General features: G+C 36.3%; 24 protein-coding genes. 16 read left to right on the top strand and 8 right to left on the bottom strand.

Annotated features, from left to right (window positions below; genetic code table 11):
- The first annotated feature begins 44 nt into the window (after positions 1–44).
- Positions 45–917 carry a 4-hydroxy-tetrahydrodipicolinate synthase gene (gene dapA, locus EIB73_RS14385; protein ID WP_125025929.1) on the top strand — a complete coding sequence of 291 codons (873 nt, stop codon included), beginning with the start codon at positions 45–47 and terminating at the stop codon, positions 915–917.
- A gap of 46 nt (positions 918–963) precedes the next feature.
- Here the strand turns inward: dapA and EIB73_RS14380 are convergent, their stop codons facing one another.
- Entirely contained in the window at positions 964–1689 is a 726-nt protein-coding gene (locus EIB73_RS14380; RefSeq protein WP_125025928.1) for a helical backbone metal receptor, read from the bottom strand.
- Between the two features lie 4 nt (positions 1690–1693).
- Complete coding sequence (mgtE, locus tag EIB73_RS14375; protein WP_125025927.1) at positions 1694–3013, bottom strand: magnesium transporter; 1320 nt, start codon at positions 3011–3013, stop codon at positions 1694–1696.
- Between the two features lie 234 nt (positions 3014–3247).
- Here mgtE and EIB73_RS14370 point away from each other — a divergent pair, with 234 nt between their 5' ends.
- The 12 genes from EIB73_RS14370 (at position 3248) to EIB73_RS14315 (ending at position 14783) form a co-directional block, all read left to right on the top strand.
- Positions 3248–3841, top strand: a complete 594-nt coding sequence (locus tag EIB73_RS14370) for a hypothetical protein (protein WP_125025926.1) — start codon at positions 3248–3250, stop codon at positions 3839–3841.
- 93 nt (positions 3842–3934) lie between these two features.
- Positions 3935–4564 (top strand): NUDIX hydrolase, encoded by a 630-nt coding sequence (locus EIB73_RS14365; RefSeq protein WP_125025925.1) that lies wholly within the window; start codon positions 3935–3937, stop codon positions 4562–4564.
- Positions 4565–4589: 25 nt separating this feature from the next.
- Positions 4590–5387 carry a lysophospholipid acyltransferase family protein gene (locus EIB73_RS14360; protein ID WP_125025924.1) on the top strand — a complete coding sequence of 266 codons (798 nt, stop codon included), beginning with the start codon at positions 4590–4592 and terminating at the stop codon, positions 5385–5387.
- Between the two features lie 11 nt (positions 5388–5398).
- Positions 5399–5842 (top strand): hypothetical protein, encoded by a 444-nt coding sequence (locus tag EIB73_RS14355; protein ID WP_125025923.1) that lies wholly within the window; start codon positions 5399–5401, stop codon positions 5840–5842.
- A 5-nt stretch (positions 5843–5847) separates the two neighbouring features.
- Positions 5848–6384, top strand: a complete 537-nt coding sequence (locus EIB73_RS14350) for a hypothetical protein (RefSeq protein WP_125025922.1) — start codon at positions 5848–5850, stop codon at positions 6382–6384.
- 73 nt (positions 6385–6457) lie between these two features.
- The gene (locus EIB73_RS14345; protein WP_125025921.1) at positions 6458–7645 is read left to right on the top strand and encodes a homogentisate 1,2-dioxygenase; all 1188 of its coding nucleotides are present in this window, start codon (positions 6458–6460) and stop codon (positions 7643–7645) included.
- Positions 7646–7859: 214 nt separating this feature from the next.
- Positions 7860–9140: an acetyl-CoA hydrolase/transferase family protein gene (locus EIB73_RS14340; RefSeq protein WP_125025920.1), complete on the top strand. Its 1281-nt coding sequence runs from the start codon at positions 7860–7862 to the stop codon at positions 9138–9140.
- 242 nt (positions 9141–9382) lie between these two features.
- Complete coding sequence (gene hppD / locus EIB73_RS14335) at positions 9383–10513, top strand: 4-hydroxyphenylpyruvate dioxygenase (RefSeq protein ID WP_125025919.1); 1131 nt, start codon at positions 9383–9385, stop codon at positions 10511–10513.
- A gap of 43 nt (positions 10514–10556) precedes the next feature.
- Positions 10557–11018, top strand: coding sequence for a hypothetical protein (locus tag EIB73_RS14330; protein WP_125025918.1), 462 nt, complete (start codon positions 10557–10559; stop codon positions 11016–11018).
- 75 nt (positions 11019–11093) lie between these two features.
- Complete coding sequence (gene fahA / locus EIB73_RS14325) at positions 11094–12341, top strand: fumarylacetoacetase (RefSeq protein WP_125025917.1); 1248 nt, start codon at positions 11094–11096, stop codon at positions 12339–12341.
- A 270-nt stretch (positions 12342–12611) separates the two neighbouring features.
- Positions 12612–13433: a flavin reductase family protein gene (locus tag EIB73_RS14320; RefSeq protein WP_125025916.1), complete on the top strand. Its 822-nt coding sequence runs from the start codon at positions 12612–12614 to the stop codon at positions 13431–13433.
- Positions 13434–13703: 270 nt separating this feature from the next.
- The gene (locus EIB73_RS14315) at positions 13704–14783 is read left to right on the top strand and encodes an AOC03_06830 family ribosome hibernation factor (RefSeq protein WP_125025915.1); all 1080 of its coding nucleotides are present in this window, start codon (positions 13704–13706) and stop codon (positions 14781–14783) included.
- A 70-nt stretch (positions 14784–14853) separates the two neighbouring features.
- Here the strand turns inward: EIB73_RS14315 and EIB73_RS14310 are convergent, their stop codons facing one another.
- Positions 14854–15687 carry a T9SS type A sorting domain-containing protein gene (locus EIB73_RS14310; protein ID WP_125025914.1) on the bottom strand — a complete coding sequence of 278 codons (834 nt, stop codon included), beginning with the start codon at positions 15685–15687 and terminating at the stop codon, positions 14854–14856.
- Between the two features lie 109 nt (positions 15688–15796).
- On the opposite strand from EIB73_RS14310, the gene EIB73_RS14305 reads away from it, so the two are divergent.
- The 3 genes from EIB73_RS14305 to EIB73_RS14295 all read left to right on the top strand — a co-directional run bounded on the left by EIB73_RS14305 (position 15797) and on the right by EIB73_RS14295 (position 17562).
- Positions 15797–16711, top strand: a complete 915-nt coding sequence (locus EIB73_RS14305; RefSeq protein ID WP_125025913.1) for a T9SS type A sorting domain-containing protein — start codon at positions 15797–15799, stop codon at positions 16709–16711.
- A gap of 155 nt (positions 16712–16866) precedes the next feature.
- The gene (locus EIB73_RS14300) at positions 16867–17229 is read left to right on the top strand and encodes a TMEM175 family protein (protein ID WP_125025912.1); all 363 of its coding nucleotides are present in this window, start codon (positions 16867–16869) and stop codon (positions 17227–17229) included.
- Positions 17230–17292: 63 nt separating this feature from the next.
- On the top strand, positions 17293–17562 hold the full coding sequence (locus EIB73_RS14295) for a hypothetical protein (RefSeq protein WP_125025911.1): 270 nt from the start codon (positions 17293–17295) through the stop codon (positions 17560–17562).
- An 11-nt stretch (positions 17563–17573) separates the two neighbouring features.
- Here EIB73_RS14295 and EIB73_RS14290 read toward each other — a convergent pair whose 3' ends face one another.
- The 5 genes from EIB73_RS14290 to EIB73_RS14270 form a co-directional block, all read right to left on the bottom strand.
- Entirely contained in the window at positions 17574–18401 is an 828-nt protein-coding gene (locus tag EIB73_RS14290) for a TerC family protein (RefSeq protein WP_125025910.1), read from the bottom strand.
- A 61-nt stretch (positions 18402–18462) separates the two neighbouring features.
- Positions 18463–19317: an alpha/beta hydrolase family protein gene (locus EIB73_RS14285; RefSeq protein ID WP_125025909.1), complete on the bottom strand. Its 855-nt coding sequence runs from the start codon at positions 19315–19317 to the stop codon at positions 18463–18465.
- Positions 19318–19426: 109 nt separating this feature from the next.
- Positions 19427–21655 carry a thioredoxin-like domain-containing protein gene (locus tag EIB73_RS14280; protein ID WP_164467903.1) on the bottom strand — a complete coding sequence of 743 codons (2229 nt, stop codon included), beginning with the start codon at positions 21653–21655 and terminating at the stop codon, positions 19427–19429.
- 5 nt (positions 21656–21660) lie between these two features.
- Complete coding sequence (locus tag EIB73_RS14275) at positions 21661–22569, bottom strand: ABC transporter ATP-binding protein (RefSeq protein ID WP_125025907.1); 909 nt, start codon at positions 22567–22569, stop codon at positions 21661–21663.
- Between the two features lie 227 nt (positions 22570–22796).
- Complete coding sequence (locus EIB73_RS14270; RefSeq protein ID WP_125025906.1) at positions 22797–24884, bottom strand: M13 family metallopeptidase; 2088 nt, start codon at positions 24882–24884, stop codon at positions 22797–22799.
- Between the last annotated feature and the right edge of the window lie 96 nt (positions 24885–24980).

Genomic DNA, 24980 nt, shown 5'->3' with positions numbered 1-24980 from the left:
TCTTCTATTAAATTTTGTAATTTTGAAACATTAAATATACAAAAATGAGCAATTTAAAAGGTCTGGGTGTGGCTTTGGTTACGCCTTTTAATGAAGATTTGTCCGTAGATTTTGATTCTTTAACCAAACTGGTAGAATTTAACATCACCAATGGCACAAACTATCTTGTGGTTCTAGGAACAACTGCAGAAGCTGCGACTCTTTCTACTGAAGAAAAAAATGAGGTAGTACAACATATCATTAAGATCAATAATAAACGTCTGCCCTTGGTTTTAGGAATTGGTGGAAACAATACGATGGAAGTGAAAAAGCAGATAGAAGAAACTGATCTATCAGATTTTGAGGCCATACTTTCTGTGTCACCGTATTACAACAGACCCAATCAGGAAGGACTTTATCAACACTATAAAGTGTTGGCGGCAACTGGTAAGAAAATAATCATTTACAACGTTCCATCCAGAACGGGTCAGAATATCGAAGCTGCAACTACTGTACGATTAGCTAAGGAATTTCCAAATTTATTTTTAATTAAAGAGGCAGCACCAAACATCAATCAATATTTTGATATTTTACGTCAAAAACCAGAAGGTTTCAATTTGGTATCGGGTGATGATGAATTTACACTTCCAGTAACTTTAGCAGGCGGAAACGGCGTAATATCAGTGATTGGGCAAGCGTATCCGAAAGAATTCTCGACAATGGTTCAATTGGCATTTGAAGGAAAGGTGAAAGAAGCCTATGAAATCCACAATAAACTGGTTGAAATAACGAGGTTGATTTTCGCAGAAGGAAATCCAGCCGGAATCAAAACAATTTTAGCGGAAATGGGTATTTTGAAAAACGTAGTACGATTACCATTGGTGGTTGCTACAGATGGTTTACAAGAAAAAATTAAAAAAGAAATGGCAAAAATATAATCGCTTTATTCAATAAAATTAAAGGACTTTTTAAAGAGTCCTTTTTTTATGCAAGTTTTTTAGACAATTCTCTCAGATAATCCTCCACTTGAAGCAAATGCGTCCCAAACCAGGAGAAAGCTTCGCCATCAACCAGGATCATTTGTTTACCAGGAAGTTCTTTTTGAAGTTCGTCAATATGTTTTTGCTGAAAAGGAAAAGGTTCCGATGAAAGAAAGACCTGATCTGCATTTTTTAATTCCTCCACTGTAACTTCCGGATATCGTTTTCGATCTTTAAATAAGTTTTCACCGCCGATATTCTCCAAAACTTCATTAATAAAAGTATCATCCCCTACCGTCATATAGGGATTTTTCCAAATCAGATACGCGATTTTTTGGGGTAAAGGATTTGTTTTTATATTAAAAATATGGGCAATTCTTTCATTGAAATTTTGCGCCAATTCCTTTTTATCTAAATGCTTTCCAAGCTCGGAAATGAATTGATGATTATCTTCCAAAGTCGAGATATCGGTGACCCAAACTTTAAAATCAGTCATTAACTCTTCCACTTGAAGTTTCTCATTTTCCTCCTTATTTGCAATGATTAAATCCGGATTCAAAGACTTGATTTTCTCGATATTTAAATTTTTTGTACCGCCAATAATTTGTACATTTTTCACAAGATTAGCTGGATGAATACAAAATTTTGTCCGTCCTACAACCTCATCAGCGGTTAAGCCAAAATCAAACAAGGTTTCGGTGATACTCGGAACGAGCGATACAATTCTCATAAAGTTAAAGTAGTTTACCTGCCAGGAACATTCCCGCGACAGTAAAGTAAATAATCAAACCGGTTACATCAACCAACGTTGCAACAAAAGGCGCCGAAGAAGTCGCTGGATCGAGTTTGAAACGCTTTAAAACAAAAGGAATCATAGAACCCGAAAGTGTTCCCCAAAGGATAATGAGCAAGAGCGAAACAGCAATACTAAAAGCAATGTAGATCCAGTGTTCACCATAATCATAAAGACCCGTTTCTTGCCAAACCATAATCCTGATAAAACCGATAATTCCCAAGATTCCTCCCAGAAAAACACCCGAAACTATTTCTTTTCGCATCACATACCACCAGTCTTTGAGCCCGATTTCCTGTAATGCCATGGCACGAATAATCAATGTTGCTGCCTGAGAACCGGAGTTACCTCCACTTGAAATGATCAAAGGAACAAACAGCGCAAGTACCACCGCTTTTTCTATTTCATGCTCGAAGAAACCCATCGCGGAGGCCGTTAACATTTCTGAGAAGAAAAGGATGACCAACCAGGTTCCTCTTTTCTTGATCATATCCGTCCACGAAGTTTGCGTGTATGGCATGTCCAGCGCATCTACACCCCCGAATTTCTGAATATCTTCGGTATTCTGTGCGGCAATTTGGTCTAAAATGTCATCAATTGTCACAATCCCAACGAGCACTCCACTTTCGGTGACAATTGGTAAGGCAGAACGGTCATATTTTTCAAAAATAGAAACCGCCTCTTCTTTCGTCGTGGTCGTGGTAATCGCTACAAAATGATCATCTGTAATTTCGGAAATTAAAGTATCTTCTTCTGCCAAAAGCAAAGAGCCGATTGCAATATCATCAATAAGGCGGTTTCGTTCATCAACCACATAAAGATGGTTCATGGTTTCTACCTTCTTCCCTACTTTTTTTATCTGTTCGAAACATTTTTTGACCGTCCACTCACGTCGAATTTGAATATAATAGGGCGTCATCAAACGCGCAATGGAATCGACGTGATAACCCAAAAGTTTAAGGGCGATCCTTCGTTCCTGCGGATTAAGATGATTGATGGAATATTTTATCAATTCATCGGGAAAATCTTCAAAAAGAGCCGTTCTATCATCCGGAGTCATTCCATTCAAAATGTCGGAAACCTCTTCATTTCCTAATTTCCGAATGGTATCTTCTTGAAAATCAGGATCTAAATGAGAAAAAACATCTGCTTTGTATTGTTTGGGAACCTTTAGGAACGACAAAAATCGCTCATTTGCGGGAAGTCCGCTCAGCGTTTCGGCAATATCCTGAGGATTAAAAATAAGGTCCTGAGTTTCCAAACTAGTCGATTTTCGAATTGCAAAAGTACCTAAAATATAAAAGATAAGAAATTAAATCATTATTTTTATAGAGGAAAGCATTGTGTTATTGAGGTTTGAGAGACTTTCTAAAAAAGAGATCTTTACTTTAAAAAATGTAACAACATGTGTTTAGCGCAATATCTTAATTTCTTATTCATTAATTTAGTCGATATTATCCTTCTCTATTAATATTCAATAAAAACACTAAAACTTGTGAAAAAAGCGCTTCCTCTTCTTTTGATTTTTCTTTTCCTGTCTTGCAGTGAAAGCAAATCTGGTGTTACCAAATCCTTTGATAACGCACAAGAAATTACAAATGATTTAGGCGACAATTTGACTAAAATGGATTCTCTTAAGGAACACAATGAGTTAGTTCAAATCACAGATACGGGAAAAGAGTGGCTGGAAAATTTGTTTAAATGCAGAAACGGCAACAAATATTGTTTCTATCTGGATCAGGAAGAAAAAATTTGCACTGAAAGATTTTATCAATTCATGATGGATTCTGAACGAATTTATGGTGCTACCAATTTATCAGAAGAAGAAATTCCCACTGCAGAAAAGAATTACAAAGAAAAATGGCAAAAAATTTACCCTCTGCGCAAAGACATGGAGCCTTGGCTTTTTGGAAGAGGACAAGATGATATGGAAAATATCAGGGATATTAAAGTTGAGAAAATCGCCGATTTAAAATACCGGGTTTTCGTGGATTATGATGAGGACTACAAAACCATAAGTGAGATAACTTTAGTTCCAAATAACGGCAGCTTTTTCATCGATTACAGCGATACGGAATTTTTAAAGTAGAAGTATATTTTCCTTAAAAATAATTAAAAAAAATAGTTTAAATTTAACTTTCCTTTAAAACAATTTCATCCTCTAAATGCTTAGATTTGTGTTATGAAAAGCTTTGGCAGAGATTTACTCACAAAAATACAGCAGGCAAAACTCCAGGGAGAAGCTGCGCACGAAATTTATTCCCCTCCGTACCGACCTTTATATTCTTATGAAGAAATTTTAGCCAAAAATCCGAAGTTCGCTGCCGTGAACATTCTTTTGTATTTAAAGGACAACGAATGGTATCTTCCGCTTATTGTTCGGAGTGAAAACGAGCGCGACCGACACAGTGGCCAAATTTCTTTACCGGGAGGAAAAAAGGAAGACTTTGATCCTAATTATGCCGCAACCGCCAAAAGGGAAACATCTGAGGAAGTTGGTGTAGAGGAGCATTACATTCGCATCATTCGGGAACTTTCCCCAATTTATATTCCACCAAGCAATTTCTATGTAAAAGCTTTTGTTTCCTACACGAAGAAAAATCCGCAATTTATATTGCAGGAAACGGAAGCTGTAGAATTAATTGAGTTGCCTGTTTCGTCTCTTCTTAATTTAAAAGATGAGCCAGAAATGATGGTTTTGCCCAGTTCTCGCGGGGTAGAAGTTCCGGTGATCAACTTCAACGGATATATCATTTGGGGCGCTACCTCTATGATTCTAAGTGAATTTAGTTTGTTGCTGAAAAATTTGTAATTTCGCGGATTATGTAAATTTGATAATGGCGAAGAAAAATATCTTCACAGATGCGTTTGGCAATCTGTATTTTTTAAAAAGACTGATCATTTTCATTTTGGGAATGGTTTCTTACCGACGCTTCAATGGCTTCAACAAGCTGAAGATTTCAGGCTCCGAGCATTTGGTAGATCTTCCCGACTCCAATGTACTTTTTGTCTCAAATCATCAAACCTATTTTGCGGATGTCGCGGCTATGTATCATGCCTTTTGTGCAGTAAATAATGGCTATTTAAATTCAATTAAAAATCCAATTTATTTACTGAACCCGAAAGTAGATTTTTATTACGTAGCTGCTGAAGAAACCATGAATAAAGGATTGATGACCAAAATCTTTAAACTGGCAGGAGCAGTGACCGTGAAAAGAACCTGGCGTGCAGAAGGTCATAATGTAAACCGGATGGTCGATTTAAATGAAGTTGACAATATCATGAAAGCCCTAAATAATGGGTGGGTGATCACATTTCCGCAGGGAACAACTGCTGCCTTTGCACAGGGCCGAAAAGGAACTGCAAAGCTGGTAAAAAACAATAAACCTATTGTCATTCCTATTAAAATTAATGGTTTCCGACGGGCCTTCGATAAAAAAGGACTCAAAGTAAAAGTAACGGGAGTAAAGCCAACGATGGAATTTAAAGCACCACTGGACATTGATTATGACAATGAAGATGCGCAAGCCATTATGCACAAAATCATGGTAGCCATTGAACAAACGGAAGATTTCAACGTTTTACATGACTATGATGAAGAGCTAAAAGCTCAAAAAGCAGAAGTTAAAAATTAAAAAGATCAATTATGAAAAACCTGATTATTCTCTTTATCCTTGCGATATTAACAGGATGTTCCACTCAAAATAAATATTCCAACTTTGATTACAGCTTCGCCCGTAGTGGCGGTTTCGCGCCGATGTACGAGAATTTACTGATTAAAGGAAATAAGGTTCATTATTCATACGAAAGACAGAACACGAAGATTAAAAAAGATTTTTCGATTTCTGATGCCGAGTTAAAAAATATCGAAGAAGTTTTAACAGCAAATAAATTTCGTTTCATTCAGGAAGATTACAAGAAATTATACGACAATATTTCAACTATTGTAACTGTAAAAAAAGGCGAAAATTCCGCAACGAAAAGCAATGCCTCACAAATTATGGAAAGTGATCAGCAAAGATGGGATAATGTGACAGCAGTTTTCCAGCAGATTATTGATTCAAGAAATTTGGCAGAATCAAAAAAATAATTCGAATGGATACTTTCTTTAACGCGTCAAAAAACAAAACAAGGGTTCTCATTCTGACTTCAAATTCTGTCATAGCCCAATTCTTTTTGAATATTTTACATTTTAACGAAAAAGATTTTGATTTTCTTTTAGAAGACGGAAACCATCAAAATGCGGGCAATGATTTTGTTATCTTGGAAACTTCAAATCTGGAAAAAGCAACTTTATTTCAACCCAACATTGCGCTTATCACGCAAGATGTTAAACCAGATGAAATCTCGGCGGTTTTAAGAAATATTGTGGCAGGTGGTGTTTTAATTCACCCCAACGCTTTCCAGGAAGCTGCAGAAGAAAGTGGAAACTTCTTCAGAAAATTGGAATTTTCCCTAGCCGACTTTCAAAAATCACAAGATCATTTTATTCTAAGTACGAGTTTAGGACCAATTCCACTTTCCTCCGCAGAAGAATCACTTGCTGCTAATATGGAAGGAGTAAAATTGCTCGCCCAACAATTTGGCGTGATGGAAGAAGAATTTTATGAAGCCGTAACAGAATTTAAATAAATCCTTCGCAATAAACACTTCCTATTACAAGTCTGAAAAATTCATTAAATTTACCTATCTAAAATAGTTACAAATGAGTTATCAGCGCGCCGGAAAAATCCCACAGAAAAGACATACTGTTTTTAAATCACAGGATGATCAGTTTTACTACGAACAACTTTTTGGTACGGAAGGATTTCACGGCATTTCCTCTCTACTCTACCATATTCACCGACCTACGCAGATAAAATCGATCAGCGAACCCAAAGATGTGACGCCGAAAATTGCGGTTGGAAAGAATGTAACCCCACGAATGTTTAAGGGAATGAATGTGGCCGCCGAAGATGATTTTTTGGACAGCCGGAAAGTTCTTTTGGTAAACAATGACCTTAAAATGGGCTTGGCAAAACCGAGAAAATCCACACCCTACTTTTATAAAAATGCGGAATGTGATGAACTCCTTTTCATTCACGAAGGAAGCGGAACTTTAAAAACATTTTTAGGAAATCTGGAATTTTCGTACGGTGATTATTTAATTATTCCGCGCGGAACAATTTATACTATCGAGTTTAAAGATGAAAATAACGTCTTACTTTTTATCGAAAGTCACTCCCCGATCAATACGCCAAAACGGTACAGAAATGAGTTTGGCCAATTGTTGGAACATTCGCCATTTTGCGAGCGTGATATCGAAACCCCAACTTTTGTAGATCCGGTTGATGAAAAAGGAGAATTTTTAATTAAAGTAAAGAAAGAAAATCAACTCTGGGATTTCGTGTACGCCACTCATCCGTTCGATGTTGTTGGTTGGGACGGTTATTTTTATCCTTATAAATTTAATATTAAAAACTTCGAACCGATTACGGGCCGTATTCACCAACCGCCGCCAGTTCATCAGAATTTCGAAGCACATAATTTCGTGGTTTGCTCCTTTGTGGCCAGAATGTACGATTATCATCCACAAGCGATTCCCGCACCTTACAACCATTCCAATATTGATTCCGATGAAGTTTTATTTTATACAGAAGGGGATTTTATGAGTCGCAATCATATTGATTTAATGGACTTCACCTTGCATCCGGGCGGTATTGTTCATGGTCCTCATCCCGGAGCGATGGAACGCAGCATCGGAAAAAAATTCACGGAGGAATATGCCGTAATGGTTGATCCTTTCCGACCTTTTCAAATTACAGAAGAAGCGATGAAGGTTCAAGACCCTTCCTACAAAACATCTTGGTTAGAAAGTGAAGATCATTCATTGCATGATCGCAGTCAGGAATAAAATCATGTCATTAATTATCACAAAACTGACATCCCTCATTTCAGATGCGGAATGTATTAATTAATTTTGAGAAGTAAATGGGATTTGGAAGGCAACCTGACTTTTATTGTCGAAATTTGCTCCGATTAAATCCAGTATTTTTCCAATCGACAAACATTGGAATCGAAAATGGAAATTCCAGTCCTAAAAAGTGAAGAAATAAAAAAATAAAAATATGATTCAGTATGTCAATGGCGAGGAAGCGGTTTCAGTAATCAAAAGTGGTGATCGAATTTTTTCGCACGGTAGTGCCTGTACGCCCAATCATTTAATCGATGAGTTGGCTCGACAATCTTCGCGCCTGCAAAATATAGAATTTGTTTCTATAACACAGCAGGGAAATGTAGAAGTTGCTAAACCACAATACAAAGACAGTTTTTACATTAATTCGCTTTTCGTTTCAACGCCGGTTCGTGACGCAGTTAATTCTGATCGTGGTGATTTTATACCCGTATTCTTAAGTGAAATCCCAACTCTTTTCAAGAGAGGAATGCTTCCCTTAGATGTTGCTATGATCACCGTTTCTCCACCGGACTCTCACGGTTACTGTACACTGGGAACCTCGGTAGACGTTGCAAGAGCGGCAGTTGACACGTCAAAGATAATCATTGCACAAGTGAATCCGAGAATGCCCCGAACGCATGGTGATGGAATGATTCATTACACGAAAATTCACAGAATGGTGTGGCATGAAGAAGAATTGCTTACCGTGGATTATGGCGCAAAAGTAGGCGTGGATGAAATGCTTATAGGAAAGCATGTTGCCGAATTAATTGATGACCGATCCACTTTGCAAATGGGTATCGGAACGATCCCCGACGCTGTTTTAAAGTGTCTGCATAATCATAAAGATTTAGGCGTTCATACCGAAATGATCAGTGACGGAATTGTAGATCTAGTCGCAAATGATGTGATTAACAATAAATATAAAGGAACCCATTCTAACCGTACCATTACGAGTTTTGCTTTCGGAACAAGAAAACTGTACGATTATATTGATGATAATCCTTCATTCGAGTTTATGGATGTCGAGCATGTAAACTACCCGATTAACATTATGAAAAATAAAAAAATGGTTGCTATAAATTCAGCCATTGAAATCGATTTGACGGGACAGGTTTGTGCAGATTCAATCGGTACTTATCAATACAGTGGTATTGGTGGCCAAATGGATTTTATGCGTGGTGCTGCACTTTCTGAAGGTGGAAAACCGATCATTGCGATTTCTTCCCGTACTAAAAAAGGTATTCCGAGAATTACACCATTCCTAAAAGAAGGCGCTGGTGTTGTAACAACCAGAGGACATATCCACTATGTAGTAACCGAGTTTGGAGTAGCTTATCTGTATGGTAAAAATCTTCGTCAGCGCGCGAAAGCACTTATCGAAATTGCTCATCCGGATGACCGCGAAATGCTCGACGCTGCAGCATTTGACCGATTTAAAGTTTTAGTTTAATCATCAATAATTCCCGACGCAAGTTGGGAATTATCTTTTTCGGATGGTAAGAAGTTCTCTCAAAATCCTCTTCTACTTTTCAAGTTCTATCTCATCATCACCATGTTTTTATCATTAAAAAAATTAGTTACAAAACTTTAAAAAAAATTTAATAATAGGGCTGGAAGTATAAAATCAGAATTCCGCTTCATTTTTAAAATTCCTATAATTTTTGTACTTTGCAACATCTAAAAAGAAAAAAAATGTCTACACTTACCTTCGCTGAAAAAATTGCAAAAGCAGAAAATTTCCTGCCTATTAACGGAACAGATTATATTGAATTTTATGTCGGAAATGCAAAGCAAGCCGCGCACTATTATAAAACCGCATTCGGTTTTCAATCGGTAGCTTACGCCGGTCCCGAAACTGGAGTTAGAGACCGTGCATCTTACGTTTTACAACAGGGAAAAATTAGATTGGTCCTTACCTCAGGTCTTAAAGCGGATTCTCCTATCTGCGAGCATCAGAAAAAACATGGCGATGGAGTAAAAGTTCTTGCACTTTGGGTTGATGATGCGTATTCTGCCTTCGAAGAAACCACGAAACGTGGCGCTAAACCTTATTTAGAACCTACTACTTTAACCGACGACAATGGTGAAGTTCGTATGTCGGGAATCTATACCTATGGCGAAACCGTGCATATGTTTGTGGAACGTAAAAATTATAAAGGAGATTTTATGCCGGGTTACAGAAAATGGGAAACGGTCTACAATCCTACCGATGTAGGTCTTTTGTATGTCGATCACTGTGTAGGAAATGTCGGTTGGAACCGCATGATCCCGGTTGTAAAGTGGTATGAAGATGTAATGGGATTTGTAAATATTTTAAGTTTTGATGATAAACAAATCAACACTGAATATTCTGCTCTGATGTCTAAAGTGATGAGTAATGGAAATGGTTTTGCAAAATTTCCGATCAATGAACCTGCGGAAGGAAAGAAAAAATCTCAGGTTGAAGAATACCTTGATTTTTATGAAGACGAAGGAGTTCAACACATTGCAGTCGCAACCAAAGACATTATAAAAACAGTAATGGAGCTGAAATCCCGCGGCGTAGAATTTTTATCGCCACCACCGGAAGCTTATTACGAAATGGTTCCGGAACGAGTGGGCCACATTGACGAAGATTTGAAGAAATTACAGGATTTAGGAATTTTGATCGACCATGATGAAGAAGGTTATCTTTTACAGATCTTTACTAAACCGGTAGAAGACCGTCCTACTCTTTTCTTTGAAATCATAGAACGTCACGGCGCACAAAGTTTCGGTGCCGGAAACTTCAAAGCTCTATTTGAAGCCCTGGAAAGAGAACAGGAATTAAGAGGAAACTTATAAGCGATTCTTAAAATTAAAAGCACGCTTCGCTAAAACACACGCAATGAAAAAAATATCTTTCGTTTTTATCCTTCTTATTTCAAGCTTAGGTCTGAAAGCACAATATGGCAGCATTAACGCTATTTTGGACCGCTTGGAAGCGAAAAGAGGCGTAAATCAAAATCTGCAGAACGTAAGTATCGAGGATTCGAAATTCGTTTTAATTAAAGATTTTGACGATCATGTCGAAAGAAATTTCATCATCATTAAAGGAAATAACGCAACCTACGTTGAAGTTTTCGATGATAAAAAAACGGGCGAAACCAACGCAAATGTTTTTACGGGCGATATTGTACGATCAAAAAATCAGATTATTTCTTTGAGAGCTGATATGCTCGAAGGAAAAAAAATCCCGATTGCCATCACCAAAGCCTTTTTACTGACGGAGCAGAAAAAGATTTTATATCTGATCGACATCAACTCCAAAGAGCGGTGGATTGAAGAAAGTGCCATTAACAAAAAGTAAATATCAACTCTCAATAAAAGGTTCAAAGTTTATTTAAAAAGTACACTTTGAACCTTTATTTTAATTACAATCATTATGAAATCATTTATCAACTATCCTGAAAATTCAGATTTTTCAATTTATAATATTCCGTTTGGTGTTGCTGTATTTAACCAGGAATACATTGCATGCTGCACAAGAATCGGCGACAAGGTGTTGGATTTGGCTACTTTATACGATTACGGTTTTTTTGACGGAATTGAAGGACTTACAGAAAATGTTTTTGAAGCCTATACTTTAAATGAATTTATAGAATTAGGAAAACCCATAACCAACGCGGTACGATTAAAAATTCAGGAAATATTAAGCGAAGATTCTAAACTTGCGGGCGACGAAAAAACGATTGAAGAATGTTTCTACGACTTTAATCAAGTTCAAATGATGATGCCGGTTCATGTTCCAAACTATACCGATTTCTACAGCAGCATCGAACACGCCACCAATGTTGGAAAAATGTTCCGTGGTGAAGATAATGCACTTCTTCCAAACTGGAAACATCTTCCGGTGGGTTATCATGGTCGTGCTTCTTCTATTGTAATTTCCGGCACCGAATTTCACCGTCCGAAAGGTCAGATGAAACCTGTTGGCGAGGAAAATCCAATTTTCGGACCTTGTAAGCAACTGGATTTCGAACTGGAAATGGCGTTCATCGTAAATAAAAACACAGAAATGGGCGACAGCATCTCCACTTCCGAAGCCGAAGATGCAATTTTTGGAATGGTTCTGTTTAATGACTGGTCGGCACGAGATATACAAAGTTGGGAATATGTTCCGCTGGGACCATTTTTAGGAAAAAACTTCTGCTCTACGATTTCGCCTTGGGTAGTTACTTTAGAAGCCTTGAAACCTTTTAAAACTGATTCTCCAAAACAGGAACCTGAAGTTTTAGACTATCTAAAATTCGAAGGTCAGCAGAATTTTGATATTCAACTTCAAGTTTATATTCAACCGGAAAATGGCGAAGAAAATTTAATTTCAGAAAGCAATTATAAATTCATGTATTGGAATATGCTACAGCAACTGGCTCATCATACCGTAAATGGTTGTAACGTAGAAGTTGGTGACATGTATGCTTCAGGAACCATTTCCGGAACTGAGAAAAGTTCATTCGGCTCAATGCTCGAACTGACTTGGAGAGGAACTGAACCTTTGAAATTATCAGATGGAACCGAACGTAAATTTATTAATGATAATGATACGGTGATTATGAGAGGTTTTGCGGAGAAAGATGGTATCCGAGTTGGTTTTGGAGAAGTGACAGGTAAAGTGTTGGCTGCAAAATAATTTTACGATAAAGATCTAAGTGAAAGTAACAGTTTTCCAAATTATAACGATCATCTTGGTGGTTGCTTTTTTAATCTATGAATTTTGGTATTTGCCAAAGTGGATGACTGATTTATCGCCTAATGATCCTGTGATTCGAACCGATATCATTTTATTTGTTCCGATACTGATTATTCTTATAATCATTTCTATTGTCCTATATTTTAGAAAAAAGAGGTAAACATTTCTTTCCTAAAAATTTGAATTTACTTTTTACAATTATTAATAACAATGAAAACAATATCTCCTTTAGACTTAAACAACTTTCAACTGCAAACTCTTCTGCAGACCGCGATTGCACCACGGCCGATTGCTTTGGCCTCGACTGTTGATAAAGACGGGAACGTGAATTTAAGTCCGTTCAGTTTTTTTAATATGTTTAGTTCGAACCCGCCGGTTGTAATTTTTTCGCCGGCAAGAAGAGTTCGCGACAATACCACGAAACATACTTTGGAAAATGTACTGGAAGTTCCGGAAGTTGTCATCGGAATTGTTAACTATAAAATCGTACAGCAGATTTCACTGGCTTCAACAGAATACGGGAAAGAAGTTAATGAGTTCATAAAATCCGGCCTGACGATGAAAGATGCAGATTTGGTAATGCCGAAACTGATTGAGGAATGTCCCGTGAATTTAGAATGTAAAGCTTTAGAAATTAAACACTTGGGAACAGAAGGTGGCGCCGGAAATTTGGTTATTTGCGAAATCATTAAAATTCATGTTCGCGAAGAATATTTGAATGAGGAAGGAAATTTAGATCAGAAAAAGTTAGATCTTGTCGCAAGATTAGGCGGAAACTGGTATTCCAGAAATAATGCCGATAATTTATTTGAAGTTCCAAAACCTTTAGTAACGAAAGGAATTGGTTTTGACAGATTACCGGATGAAATTAAATTAAGCGACATTTTCACAGGAAATGATCTGGGAATGCTCGCAAACGTGGAAGAACTGCCGACGGGAAATTTCAGTAGTGATGAATCGATCCATATCGAAGCACAAAAACTCCTCCACCAAAATCAAATTGCGGAAGCCTGGGAAATTTTAAAACAATAAGTAAGAGAGTGATTAATTCACTCTTTTTTTTGTAGAAAATCAATATTAAATTTCTGGGGAAAATTCTTTCAATGGACATTTGTAAAAGCAGGAAATCTTCTGCATCGCCCTGAAATTAGGAAATGTCGTTTAATTTTTGTATATTAATAATAATCAGAAAACCATTTGATTTATTTATTACGGAATTCCAAACTAAAAATCAAAAACTGATGAGTTAAAATAGAAAAGTCATTCTAAAGAAGAATTACAATAATTTTTAAAATAAACGATATGAACAAGAAATTAAATGAACTGAAGAAAGTTAATGCTGAAAATTGCGTAACGCTAATTTTGAACACGCACCGAACTGCTCCCGACAATCAGAAAGATGCGATCATGCTGAAAAACCTGATTAAGGAAGCAGAGGAAAGACTGATGAATTCCTTAGACAAAAAGACAGCACAAACCATCGTGGAAAGCCTAACGAATCTGGAAGCAACCATTGATCATTCTCATAACTTAGAAAGCCTGGTGCTTTTTGTAAACGCTGAAAAGGAAATTGCAGAATATCTGCGCCTGCCGATTCCGGTTGTAGACCGTGTAATCATTGGAGACACCTTTGCAACGCGGGATTTACTGCGAGCGATTCACCTGACTTCCAGTTATTATGTTTTGGTTTTAAGCCAGCAAAAAGTCCGTTTCATCCAGGCAATGAATGATCAGGTCATCAAAGAAATTACCAGTCCTTTCCCTATTGAAAACACCGACTTCCATACTTCGTCCAGCATTGAGGCATCAGATGCCGGTCGCCAAACGAATTTGATTGCAGAGTTTTTTAACCGCGTTGATAAACAAGTGAATATCATCCGAAAAGAAAATCCACTTCCGGTTTTGATTTGTACGGAAGAAGCAAACTTCTACGAATATTTAAAAATTGCCGATGAAAAAGAAAGTATTTTAGAAACGTATCTAAACGGTAACAGATTAGAAGAAAAAGCAGGAGCAATCGTAAAAGAGGCTTGGCCAATCATAAAAGAACATGTTGAAAAAAGTAATATCGAGCGAAAAGAAGATCTCGATAAAGCCGTGGGAACCGGACGTTTCTTAAGCGATGTAAATGAAATTATGTCGGCTATTAAAGAAGGAAAAGTCCAAACGCTCTTTGTACAGCAGGGATTATTTCAACCTGCAGTACTAGAAAACGGTTCTGTCAATCTTCTAAGTGAGAATGACGAAAAACCAAAGGAAATGATCGATGATATTTTCGATGAAATGATTGAAATGAACATGAACTACGGCGGAGACGCAGTCTTTTTACCAAAAGGTTCATTGGAAAAATTCAATGGTTTTGGAGCAATTACAAGATATTAATCAGACGCCTTCCAAACGCAAAGCCACAGATCACTGTGGCTTTTTTTATTGAGTCATTTTCGAAATAATATTATTTCTTAATAAATTTAAATGTTTTTAAAACGCCATCCGAATTTGCTTTAACAATGTACATCCCAGGTTTTAACTGAGAAACATTCAATTCCAGTTTCGATGATTTGGCAGAATTGGAAAGAACCTTTTTGCCAGAAATATCAAAGATGGTATAACTCGAAATTTCTTTAACATCGGAAATGGTAAGTATATCTTTCACCGGATTTGGATAAAATTTTAGTGTTGATTTAGTTGCATTTTGAGTTGCCAAAACATTTTCGTAAACCTTAATATTATCTAAGGCCAAATAAAATTGATCGGGGTCAGAAAATGCTCTAAAGGATAAATAATATACGCCATCTGCAGGAACGGTGAAATTCACAGTCGCAGTTTCGTAAGGATAATTTCCTATCTCTTCATCAATCCATAGTTGAGTAGTTTGCCCGGCAATGGTTGCTGCGGTACCAATTTTCACTTCCATCTTTTCTGGGAACCAATAATCAACTCCTTGATAGTCGAATTGCAAGGTGATGTTTCTACCCGCTTTCAAATTAAGACCTCTGGAGTACAGATAGGTATTAGCTGAATCTGTCGGGTGAAACTGATAAATCATATAATAGGTTCCTTCGGAAGGATCGGGTGTAGAAGACGTTGCCGTCATACGTTCCCATATATTTCCAGCACCTTCATTGGTTACAAACCATTCATCCAGATCTTCGGTTTCAAAACCATAAGAGTAAGGAAGATCAACGCTTGACGCAGTCTGAGATTTTTGTGGAATTGAGGTGGCATTCTGTCCCATTACCAAAGAGGTACAAAATAGAGAAAGACCAAAAAATAGAGTATTCTTCATAATTTAATTTATAATTAACTCAAATATAGCAAAAGAAAACAACAGTTATTCCTACAATCCAAATGTCTGTTTAATAATTTATTCTTATTATTGGGAAAAATTTAATTCAATGAAGAAACTTTATTTTATGGCTTTGGGATTTGCATCCCTTTTATTTAGCGCACAGCAAACGATTTCGTTTGAAAATTCAGAAAATTACACCTTGGGTTCTGTCCATAATCAAAACGGATGGGAAGTTACGCTCAACAGTGAAGAACAACCGATTAACAATCAGGAAGTCTCCAACGAATTTGCTACGGAAGGAACAAATGCTTTAAAAATATCTGTTGATGAAAATGAAGATTTTGGTTGGTTCCCTATCTTCGGTGCTGCGAAACAATTGTCTTCGAGCTATGATTTTAATAATTTGACGGTAGAATTTGACGTCTACATTTCAGAATTAGAAGGTTCAACATTTGAATTTGGAACTTGGGGTATAGCAGGCGATGAATTTATGCCAATTTCGGTATATTCATTTAATTATACAGGAAACACGGAGATCGTAACCAGTGAAGATTACGATTACGACACTGCTGATTTTACGTGGGAACCTAATACCTGGTATCACTTAAAAACTGAAATTACAGCAGATTCTATCAAGTATTATATTAATAATAATTTGGTTTATACCGGCGAAAACTTTTCTAAAACCAATTTGGAAGGATTAAATTTCGTACATGATAATTTCGCGGGCTCAGCATATATTGATAACATTAAAATTAACAATGAAAACCTGTCTGTAAATACAGTAAAAAGTCAAAAGTTAATGATCTATCCCAATCCTGTGAAAGAGGTCCTAAACGTAAAAATACCTGAAGGAGAAAAAATTAGATCTCTTGAAATTTATAATGTACTGGGACAAAAAGTAGCTCAATTTACAGATCAAAGAGAGATTTCACTCCACACCTTAAAATCAGGTATTTATGTGCTGAAGGTTCTTACCGATAAAGGCTCACTTTATAACACAAAAATTATTAAAGAATAACCATTTAAATACAAATCCTGCTTCACCCTTGAAGCGGGATTTTTTTATGGAATTTCCTGATGAATTAATTTCTTTTACGGAATTTAAATCTACTGAAATAGGTAGAAAAGATAACATTGCCTCTTATTTTTAAGTAATTTTATAAAAACTTTGCGATGCTATCTTTACCTCATCATCCTCACAAGCAAGACTTTCAGGTCGAACGTTTGATATTTTTCAGTGATGCTGTTTTTGCTATAGCCATCACGATTTTAGTGATTGACTTGAAAGTTCCAATCGTGTCGGAAAATGCGACGGAGGGACAGTTTTTAAATGAATTCGCAAAGCAGATTCCGCAACTGTTAGGATTTGTAATGAGTTTTTTCCTTATTGGAATTTATTGGACTGCCCACCACAATATGTTTGGCTACGTCATCAATTATTCAAAAAGGTTGCTTTGGATCAACTTAATTTTTCTTTTCACGATTGTGATAATGCCTTTTACAACGGCAATCTACAGCGAATATTCGGTGACATAAGGACACTTAAAATTGATTTCGCCTTATGCAATTTACGTTTTCAATATCTGCTTTACAGGTATTATGAACTTTATTCTGCTGGCTTATATCACCAATCCCAAACATAAAATCTCCGAATTTGTGCCGGTAAATTATGAGAAATATGGGAAAATAAGATCGCTTGTTACGCCGACTATTTTTTTAATATCATTGCTGGTTTGTTTCTTTGATCCAGGAACAGGTAGAATGGTTCTATTTCTAATTCCTTTTGCCATGGCTTATATCGGCCGTAAAATAAGAAAAGAAAATGCTGTTGTAATTTCTCATCCAGGCAAAAAAGTAAAGAAGCGGTAGACCGTTCTGATTTATTCGCCGTCTTCTTTAATACTTAAATCTGCATTAAGATCCGGATTCAATTTCAACGCTTTTTTATTTTGATTATTTCTCAATTTGATGTTTAAAACTTCTACCAATAAACTGAAAGCAAGACATGAATAAATAATATTTTTACTTACATGCTGATGAATTCCCTCGGCAACTAACATGACGCCAATCACGACTAAAAAGGCAAGCGCCAACATTTGTAAACTTGGATATTTATTAATAATCGCTGAAATAGGACCGGCAAACGCCATCATAATTCCTATTGAAATTACAACTGCGATAATCATTAACATTACATTATCTACCAACCCAATCGCAGTAAGAATGGAATCAAGGGAGAAAACCATATCGATCAAAATGATCTGAATAATCACCATCGTCATCAGGGAAGAACCCGCAGATTTCGGTTTGTGATTCTCATCGTGTAACTGCATTTTACCGTGAATTTCAAAGGTACTTTTACCTATTAAGAAAATACCTCCAAGTAATAGGATGAGATCTTTCCAACTTAGCGCCAATGGTAAATCAGTTCCCGGTTCTTCTAAAAATGGTAAGGTTAAAATCGGTTCTTTCAAACCGATAATCCAGTTGATCATCAATAATAATCCAACGCGAAAAACCATTGCGAAAGTCAATCCGATATTACGGGCAAACTTTTGTCGGGCTTTTGGTAATTTATCGGAAATGATGGAAATAAAGATGATGTTATCAACCCCTAGAATAATCTCTAAAAAAGTAAGCGTTAACAAACTGATCCAGATCTGCGGTTGTGCAAAATCAGGAAATTCGAGGACCGACAATAACATCATACATTAATTTTTGGTGGGTAAAACTAAAGAAATTTCTATTAATTTTAATATTAAGTTTTATTCACATTGAACTTTGAAAATGTTCTTTAATAAACTTAATCATTAATAATGTTGCTTTTTCTAAATCCTGTGGAAGATCATTTTCAGTCCAAGGTTCTTTGGCTCCAAAAGTATGGTTTGTATTTTCTAAAAGAATCAATTCAGAGGTTTTACACCATTCATTCAACAGCGTTGCTTCTTTATCTCTTACGGCTTCATCATTTGTTCCCTGAACGATCAAAAAAGGTTTTTCTAAATGTTGTGCAGCGTATTGAATATCAAACCGGTTTTCATTCTTTTCAAAGTCTTCATAGAATTGAAAGTAATGCGGCATTTGTTGATGCGTTCTTTTGTTTTCAGAATACATGACGCCCGAATTTTTCCAGTCTTCAAAACGATCTTGCGTTGGAAATCTATATTTAAAATTACTGACTCCTGCTAAAGCAATAAGCAATTTCACCCGTTCATCTTCGAAGGCTTTGATGACTGTAATTCCTCCACCACGACTGTGACCAATGATTGCAATCTTATCTTGATCTATTTTCGGATGATTATAAAAGTGATTCAAAACCTCATCGTAATCTGACATTTCCTTAGAAAAGTTATTATTTCCAAAGGCTTCTAAATCTGCAAAATCTTTGGGTTGTTCAATGGTTGTTCCGTTATGAGAGAAATTAAATTTAACAAAGAAAAATCCGGCTTCTGCAAATTTCTTCGCCATCAAATCCCAAGCGCCCCAATCTTTATATCCTTTGTAACCGTGAGCAAAAATAACGACTGGTAATTTCTCTTCACTTTCAGGGTAAAAAGCATCGGCTAAAAAATCACGTGTTTCAGAATTTTTAATGATGATATTTCGGTCGGTATTGAGTTTCATTTGAACCATTTTATTTTTATTAAAGTTACTCATTTAAATTAAAAACCCTTTCCGCCTTTGAAAGACTGAAAGGGTTGAAACCTGATTGAAAATCTTTTAAGACCAATTTTTAATAAACCTCAGCTCTGTAATTGTAGCTTTTATCAGATACTTTATCCAAAATATCTACAAAATTAGTTTCATTCGGGCGAGGCATATTCGAATTGAAAATCTTGCCATCTGGATCCAGCATCATAAATCTCGGAATATTGTTTACGCCAAGTTCTTTCAACATTTTAGAATCTGCAACCCACCATTGTTTCACATTAGATTGCGTATTCTTAAGATCTAGTTTCCACTTAGTTTTATCTTCATCGATACTTGCGGATAAAAACACAATTTGATCATTGTTTCGCCACTTCTTCGCCTGATATTCAAAAACCGGCGAGGTTTCCTTGCACGGCCCACACCATGTTGCCCAAAAATCAATCACCACATATTTCCCCTTGAACTGAGAAATACTCACCTTTTTTCCATCGGTGTTTTCAAAAGATATTTCTGGAAAAGCTTTACCTTTTTGCTGATTATTAATGACTTCTAAACTTTTGGTCACAAAATTCTTAAACTTCAGATTTTGAATACCATTAATATTTTCCTCAAAAATTAGATTTCTTTTAGATTCATCATTTTCCAGATTCATCATTTTGAGCATTTGCGTAGCTAACAACTGATCTTTTGCAACGCCAGAGGGCATTTTCCATAATTTAACAAAGACAATGCTATCTGAGTTTTTATTTCCTTCTTTCGGTAAAAGCTCTTTTAATTTCCAGGATTTATACAAATCATCTGAATATAATAACGGACTTGGTTTCTGAATTAAATTCTCTAACTCGGTGACAAATGAACTATCAGGTGCAAATTTTCTATCGGTAAAAGAGGTCATTTTTTGATAATCATAAAGGGTAGAAAGCATTCTCGTAGCTTTCTTCTGCATTTGAAATTGCTTAAAATCATCCGCCAAATAGATATTCTCTGCAGTCCGGAAATCATCTAAGTTTTTCATTTCATCCTTCCACTCTTTTTGGGCTTCCTTATAAAAAACATCAGGCTTATCAGAATACAGCTTTTCCGGTACGATATAATTATAAAATGAAGAATCATCACGATCCATTTTTCTAAAAAGATCTTCGGCTTTTCTTGTCCCCTTGACCACCACAGCAGATTGTTTCGCATCCATTTTTATGTCAAAATGAACCTGATCACCTTTGCTAATTAAGAACGGGTAAGACTTACCTTCATAATTAATGGTATAATTTGCAAAAGGAAGATCTTCTTTGGAATCCCAAATAAACGAGCCATCTACAACTGGGATATCAATTATTTTTTCACCAAACTCCTGAGAAATTATCGTTACATTTTTAACGGATTTCGGAGCTTCGATAGTTCCACTTATTACAGAATGATCAGGAAATTTTTGAGGATGAACAGGTTTAGTTAGAAAAAAGTAAATACCTGCAAACACCATGATTCCTATTGTTGTAAACACTTTTGATCGTGTATTATTTAGAAAAGCACTTTTAAATCCTCTTCTGCTGTACCAAAAATATCCGATGATGAAAAACAAGACGGTCCAAAATAAACTCAAATATTCTGTATAATTAAAAAAGTGATTTAACGCAAATGAATCTTTAAATTTTAAACCAGTTTGTACATTATTATAAGGAATGAAATCATAAGTTTCCTGCCTTACTGCAGCAACAATATTAATTACAAACCCAACAAATCCGATTGCAAATGGCCAGACAAAACCAGGAATAATCGTTGACAACATTAACTGAAAAGAAATAATACATAAACTCAAAACGAACAATCTCACGAAAGATTGAAATTGAAAATAAAAATCGATGCCCAGTTGCAATCCATCTTGCGGAAAAATCAGAATCATCAAATTTGAAAACAGCGTGGTGGCCAAAAAATAAACCGCAAACATAATGAGAGTGAGTAAAGTCAATACCAAAAATTTAGCACTGTAGATATTCAATTTAGAAACGGGTTGCGTTTCCAGGAAAGTCCAACCGTTATTTTTATGATCAATCTGTGTAATTCTGGTCGCGGCAATAATGATTAATAACAACATGAAAAAACCACCTAATTGCCCTATTGATTCCTTAATATCTTTGGTAGCGACATTGGTTAAAAGCCCATCATAAACACGGGCATTTTCGCTAAAAATACCGATTGTAAAAAATAAGAGCGGAATCAGTAAAGCAAAAATAACCGCAAGCGATATTAAACCTAAACCTTTTATTTTGAGCCATTCTGCTTTGAAAGCCATTGCTAAAGTAGATCTGTTCTTCATCTTTCTTAATTTTGTTTTGAAATTTCCATAAACCATTCTTCCAAACCTCCAGCTGGAGAAATCTGATAAATCTGGGCACCATTATTAACCAAAATTTTATTGATTTCAGCAATTTGGTGCGGCGAACTTGTTACGATCTCACAATCTGTTTCATTCTTAAATTCTACCTGATAATTTTCTGCCAAAAGAGCTTCAAAACTTTTGGCATTTTTTAAACTGAATTTTGTTTTTTGAAAGCGATACAGTTCATTGAGCTCTTCCTTACTTCCCTGAAATTTAATTTCGCCATGAGAGATAATTCCGATGTGCGTTACCATTTTTTCTATTTCTAAAAGCAAGTGACTGGAAATAAAAACAGTAACACCATGTTCTTGATTCAATTTAATTAAAAGTTCACGTACTTCCTTCATTCCATTGGGATCAAGACCATTTACAGGCTCATCTAAAACCAACAATTCCGGATCACTGATTAAAGCTAAACCAATCGCAAGTCGTTGTTTCATTCCCAAAGAATATTTTTTCATTTTAATATTCCGGGCCTCAGAAAGACCAACGAGTTCTAATATTTCATCAATTTTAGCTTCGTTCAAATTTCGAAGAATACAGACTATTTTTAAATTATCGTAACCCGACAGATGATCGTAAAAAGCAGGATAATCAATCAATGACCCAATTCTACTAAAACCTTCTGGATATAAATCTGAAACTGAAGTATCAAATACTTTCACAGAATGGTGATCATCATTGAAAAGTCCCATTATCAAACGCATTGTCGTAGATTTCCCGGCACCATTAGAACCTAAGAACCCGTAAATGGAACCTTTCGGAACCATTAAACTGACGTCTTTCAATATCAATTTCGTTTTATCGAATCCGAAATTCAAATTTTGAATTTCAATTATATTAGTACTCATATTCTGTTTTTGTAAAAAAAAATTAGATTTGGAACAATAAGCGTTACTGACCTATTCATTAAACAATAAGTGGTAATTTCAACTAAAACGTTACAAGAAATAAAAGATATCACAGAATTTATTAGAAGATAAATTTTAGTTAAAAACACACCAACTTCATCTTAAATAAAAAAACCCTTTCAGCCATTAAAGACTGAAAGGGTTTGGAATTATTTAGAATTCGGTTCTTACCAAATTTTGATTCTTTCTTCCGGTGCTTTGTATAATTTATCACCAGGTTTAATGTCGAAAGCTTTATAGAATGAATCCTGATTCACCAAAGGAGCAAATGCCCGGAAATAACCTGGGGAATGCGGATCGGTTTTCACTTGATTCACCATGTACTGCTCTGTAGATTTGGTTCTCCAAACTGTAGCCCAACTCATAAAGAATCTTTGATCCTGAGTGAAACCACTGATTAATCCCGGATCACCATGATCTTTCAGATACATTTGAAGCGCAGTGTAAGCAACCGCTACTCCACCTAAATCACCAATATTTTCTCCGCTCGTAAATTTACCGTTAACGAAACTTCCTTTTACCGGTTCGTATTTATCGTACTGAGCGGCAAGTTGTCCCACTTTCGCGTCGAAGTTTTTACGGTCAGCATCTGTCCACCAGTTGTTTAGGTTTCCATCACCATCGAATCTTGAACCTGAATCATCAAATCCGTGACCGATTTCGTGACCTATTACGGCTCCAATTCCACCGAAGTTAACAGCAGGATCTGCCTTGAAGTTAAAGAACGGAGGCTGAAGAATTGCGGCCGGGAAAACGATCTCGTTGTTAGAACCACTGTAGTAAGCATTTACTGTTTGTGGTGCCATTCCCCATTCGGTTTTATCAACCGGTTTTCCTACTTTTTCCAGATTCTTCGCGTATTGCCAAGCAGTGATATTCTGTAAGTTTTTATAATAAGTCCCGCCTTCGGCTGGTCCCGTTAACTGCAGTTTGGAGTAATCTTTCCAGGTATCCGGATAGGCAATTTTAACAGAGAATTTCGCCAGTTTATCCTGAGCTTTTAATTTTGTTTCGGGTGACATCCAGTCATTCTCGTCGATATGTTGCTTGAACGATTTTTTTAGATAGTCGATATACGTTTCCATCTGCTGTTTTGCCTCTGCCGGGAAATATTGATCTACATACAATTTTCCGAAAGCTTCGCCTAAAACACCATTGATAATGCCCAAACCTCTTTTGTTCATGGCTCTTTGTTCCTGCTGACCCTGAAGATATTTAGAATAGAAATTAAAATTCAGATCATCTAAAGTTTTGTCCAGATTTCCGGCGTTAGAAGAAATCATTCTGGCTTTCATATATTCCTTGATCAACGGAAGCGTTCTTTCGTTCATCCAGGAATCCATATTCTGGTAATATTTCAGCTCGCTTACGATGACTTTATCGGTTTTCACGCCTGCATCGACAAGATATTTTGGTAAATTAACATGCGTCACCAACTTTGAAAGTTCCGGTAAAGTTTTAGGATTATAACGCAGATTCGCATCCCTGTTTTGTTCGTTGGTCAACATATCATTGGCCAGTTGTTTTTCAAAAGCGACAACACGTTGTGCAGTTTGATCGGCGTTTTTATAACCGATGGTCGTAAACAATTGCGCCAGATAATTTTTATATTCTGCTAAAGTTTTGGCATTGGCCTCATTCTCTTTTTGGTAATAATCACGCCCTAAACCTAAAGAAGCTCCGCCTAAGTACACGGCATTCATCACGGAGTTTTTCATATCGGCTCCTACACGCCACGCATAGAATGGATTATCTCCTGTTTTTGTTGCAGAAGTTAAATAATTCTGGAGATCCGCAACGGTTTTAATATTGTCGATTTTTTGCAAATCACCTTTAATCGGATTGATACCATCGGCATTTCTCTTATCCCAATCCATAAAAGTTCCGTACAAACTCTGGATTTTCTGACCTTCGGAACCGGCTGCAAACTTATCGGTTAAGATTTTATTTAGAATTTCTAAAGAGGAGTTATCAACATCTTCACGCAAGGCATTAAAGCTTCCCCAACTTGATTTATCAGCTGGAATCTCGGCAGTTTTCATCCAGTTTCCGTTGACATAATTAAAGAAATCGTCTTGTGGACGAACGGTAGTATCCATATAAGAAAGGTTGAGACCTTCTTCTTTCATTGAGGTCGGTTTTACATCGGTAGTTACTGTAGTTTCCGTTTCGGTGGTGGTAACTTTAGTAGTTGAACACGAATTCAGTAAAACAACTCCCGTAAAAGCGAGGGCTGCGATGGTGATTCTTTTCATAAGTAAATATTATTGTTTTTTAATGGTCTTTTCTTAATCGCAAATCTTCTCAATCTTTGTTCGCAAGATTTTGGAATGACGATTCGTAAGACTTTA

This window comes from Kaistella carnis (genome assembly GCF_003860585.1).
Lineage (GTDB): Bacteria > Bacteroidota > Bacteroidia > Flavobacteriales > Weeksellaceae > Kaistella > Kaistella carnis.
The sequence above is the reverse complement of the archived record's forward strand: the minus strand, read 5'-3'. Positions and strand labels throughout refer to the sequence as shown.

Bases quoted from the DNA above. Each gene is read 5' to 3' on its own strand.
- EIB73_RS14290 (WP_125025910.1), bottom strand. From the start codon at position 18,401: ATGATGTTATTGTCGGTCCTCGAATTTCCTGATTTTGCACAACCGCAG.
- EIB73_RS14330 (WP_125025918.1), top strand. From the start codon at position 10,557: ATGAAAAAAATATCTTTCGTTTTTATCCTTCTTATTTCAAGCTTAGGT.
- fahA (WP_125025917.1), top strand. From the start codon at position 11,094: ATGAAATCATTTATCAACTATCCTGAAAATTCAGATTTTTCAATTTAT.
- EIB73_RS14360 (WP_125025924.1), top strand. From the start codon at position 4,590: ATGGCGAAGAAAAATATCTTCACAGATGCGTTTGGCAATCTGTATTTT.
- EIB73_RS14320 (WP_125025916.1), top strand. From the start codon at position 12,612: ATGAAAACAATATCTCCTTTAGACTTAAACAACTTTCAACTGCAAACT.
- EIB73_RS14295 (WP_125025911.1), top strand. From the start codon at position 17,293: ATGAACTTTATTCTGCTGGCTTATATCACCAATCCCAAACATAAAATC.
- dapA (WP_125025929.1), top strand. From the start codon at position 45: ATGAGCAATTTAAAAGGTCTGGGTGTGGCTTTGGTTACGCCTTTTAAT.
- EIB73_RS14275 (WP_125025907.1), bottom strand. From the start codon at position 22,569: ATGAGTACTAATATAATTGAAATTCAAAATTTGAATTTCGGATTCGAT.
- EIB73_RS14340 (WP_125025920.1), top strand. From the start codon at position 7,860: ATGATTCAGTATGTCAATGGCGAGGAAGCGGTTTCAGTAATCAAAAGT.
- EIB73_RS14350 (WP_125025922.1), top strand. From the start codon at position 5,848: ATGGATACTTTCTTTAACGCGTCAAAAAACAAAACAAGGGTTCTCATT.
- EIB73_RS14300 (WP_125025912.1), top strand. From the start codon at position 16,867: ATGCTATCTTTACCTCATCATCCTCACAAGCAAGACTTTCAGGTCGAA.
- EIB73_RS14280 (WP_164467903.1), bottom strand. From the start codon at position 21,655: ATGAAGAACAGATCTACTTTAGCAATGGCTTTCAAAGCAGAATGGCTC.
- EIB73_RS14310 (WP_125025914.1), bottom strand. From the start codon at position 15,687: ATGAAGAATACTCTATTTTTTGGTCTTTCTCTATTTTGTACCTCTTTG.
- EIB73_RS14305 (WP_125025913.1), top strand. From the start codon at position 15,797: ATGAAGAAACTTTATTTTATGGCTTTGGGATTTGCATCCCTTTTATTT.
- EIB73_RS14315 (WP_125025915.1), top strand. From the start codon at position 13,704: ATGAACAAGAAATTAAATGAACTGAAGAAAGTTAATGCTGAAAATTGC.
- EIB73_RS14270 (WP_125025906.1), bottom strand. From the start codon at position 24,884: ATGAAAAGAATCACCATCGCAGCCCTCGCTTTTACGGGAGTTGTTTTA.
- EIB73_RS14345 (WP_125025921.1), top strand. From the start codon at position 6,458: ATGAGTTATCAGCGCGCCGGAAAAATCCCACAGAAAAGACATACTGTT.
- EIB73_RS14365 (WP_125025925.1), top strand. From the start codon at position 3,935: ATGAAAAGCTTTGGCAGAGATTTACTCACAAAAATACAGCAGGCAAAA.
- hppD (WP_125025919.1), top strand. From the start codon at position 9,383: ATGTCTACACTTACCTTCGCTGAAAAAATTGCAAAAGCAGAAAATTTC.
- EIB73_RS14380 (WP_125025928.1), bottom strand. From the start codon at position 1,689: ATGAGAATTGTATCGCTCGTTCCGAGTATCACCGAAACCTTGTTTGAT.
- EIB73_RS14355 (WP_125025923.1), top strand. From the start codon at position 5,399: ATGAAAAACCTGATTATTCTCTTTATCCTTGCGATATTAACAGGATGT.
- EIB73_RS14285 (WP_125025909.1), bottom strand. From the start codon at position 19,317: ATGAAACTCAATACCGACCGAAATATCATCATTAAAAATTCTGAAACA.